Source organism: Pseudophaeobacter sp. 1A09344 (assembly GCF_041008745.1).
GTDB lineage: Bacteria > Pseudomonadota > Alphaproteobacteria > Rhodobacterales > Rhodobacteraceae > Phycobacter > Phycobacter gallaeciensis_A.
In genome coordinates, this window is the sequence record NZ_JAXGFS010000035.1 from 1 (window position 1) to 1,696 (window position 1,696).

Consider the following 1,696-nt stretch of genomic DNA (forward strand, 5'->3'; position numbering starts at 1 on the left):
ATGAAGGTACTCGTGCCTGTCAAACGCGTGATTGACTATAACGTGAAGGTCCGCGTCAAAGCGGACGGAAGCGGTGTCGATCTCGCCAACGTCAAAATGTCGATGAACCCCTTTGACGAAATCGCCGTCGAAGAGGCCATTCGCCTGAAAGAAGCCGGTAAGGCGGATGAGGTCGTTGCGGTCTCGATCGGCGTGAAACAGGCACAGGAAACCCTGCGCACCGCGCTGGCCATGGGCGCAGACCGCGCCATCCTGGTTGTCGCCGCCGATGACGTGCACACCGATATCGAACCGCTGGCCGTGGCCAAGATCCTCGCCAAGGTCGTCGAGGAAGAGCAGCCCGGTCTGGTGCTTGCAGGCAAGCAGGCGATCGACAACGACATGAACGCCACCGGTCAGATGCTGTCCGCACTGCTGGGTTGGTCGCAGGGCACCTTTGCCTCCGAAGTCGACATCGACGGCGACAGCGCCAAGGTCACCCGCGAGGTGGACGGCGGTCTGCAGACCATCTCTGTGAAGATGCCCGCCATCGTCACCGTGGACCTGCGCCTCAACGAGCCGCGTTATGCCTCGCTGCCGAACATCATGAAGGCGAAGAAAAAGCCGCTGGATGAGAAAACCGCTGCCGATTACGGCGTCGACGTCTCCCCGCGTCTTGAGATCGTCTCCACCACCGAACCGCAGGCCCGCTCGGCTGGCATCATGGTCGGTTCGGTTGACGAACTGGTTGCAAAACTCAAAGAAGCGGGGGCTGTGTAATGGCTGTTCTTCTCCTTGCTGAAGTGAACAATGGCGAACTGGCGATGGACGCCACCGCCAAGGCTGTCTCCGCCTCCAAGGCGCTGGGTGATGTGACCGTGCTTTGTGCCGGTGCATCGGCAGCTGCCGCGGGCGACGCTGCTGCCAAGATCGACGGCGTAGCCAAGGTGCTGGTCGCCGAGGACGCCTCGCTGGGTCACCGCCTGGCCGAGCCGACTGCGGCGCTGATCGTGTCGCTGGCTGGTGATTACAGCCACATCGTGGCGCCTGCGACCACCGATGCCAAGAACGTGCTGCCGCGCGTTGCGGCGCTGCTGGACGTGATGGTGATCTCGGATGTGACCGCTGTTGTCGACGCGGACACCTTCGAGCGTCCGATCTACGCCGGTAACGCGATCCAGACCGTGAAGTCGAAAGACGCCAAGAAGGTCATCTCCTTCCGGACTTCGACCTTTGATGCGGCTGGCGAAGGCGGCTCTGCCGCTGTTGAAACCACCGGCGCAGCCGAGAACCCCGGCCTGTCCGAATGGGTCGAAGACAAGGTTGCCGAAAGCGACCGCCCCGAGCTGACCTCGGCTGGCGTTGTTGTCTCCGGTGGTCGCGGTGTCGGCTCCGAAGAGGACTTCAAACTGATCGAAGGTCTGGCGGACAAGCTGGGCGCTGCGGTTGGTGCGTCCCGTGCTGCGGTCGATTCCGGCTATGCGCCGAACGACTGGCAGGTGGGTCAGACCGGCAAGGTCGTCGCCCCCGAGCTTTATGTCGCGGTCGGCATCTCCGGCGCGATCCAGCATCTGGCGGGCATGAAGGACTCCAAGATCATCGTCGCCATCAACAAGGACGAAGAGGCACCGATCTTCCAGGTTGCCGATTACGGCCTCGTGGCAGACCTGTTCCAGGCCGTCCCCGAACTCACCGAAAAACTGGGCTAAAAGCCCTG

2 protein-coding genes are annotated in these 1,696 nt (G+C 62.4%); both read left to right on the top strand.

Annotated features, from left to right (window positions below):
* On the top strand, positions 1-759 hold the full coding sequence (locus SM765_RS22960; protein WP_065271505.1) for an electron transfer flavoprotein subunit beta/FixA family protein: 759 nt from the start codon (positions 1-3) through the stop codon (positions 757-759).
* Entirely contained in the window at positions 759-1,688 is a 930-nt protein-coding gene (locus SM765_RS22965) for an electron transfer flavoprotein subunit alpha/FixB family protein (RefSeq protein WP_065271506.1), read from the top strand. The genes SM765_RS22960 and SM765_RS22965 overlap by 1 nt, the downstream gene beginning before the upstream one ends.
* Positions 1,689-1,696: the final 8 nt, after the last annotated feature.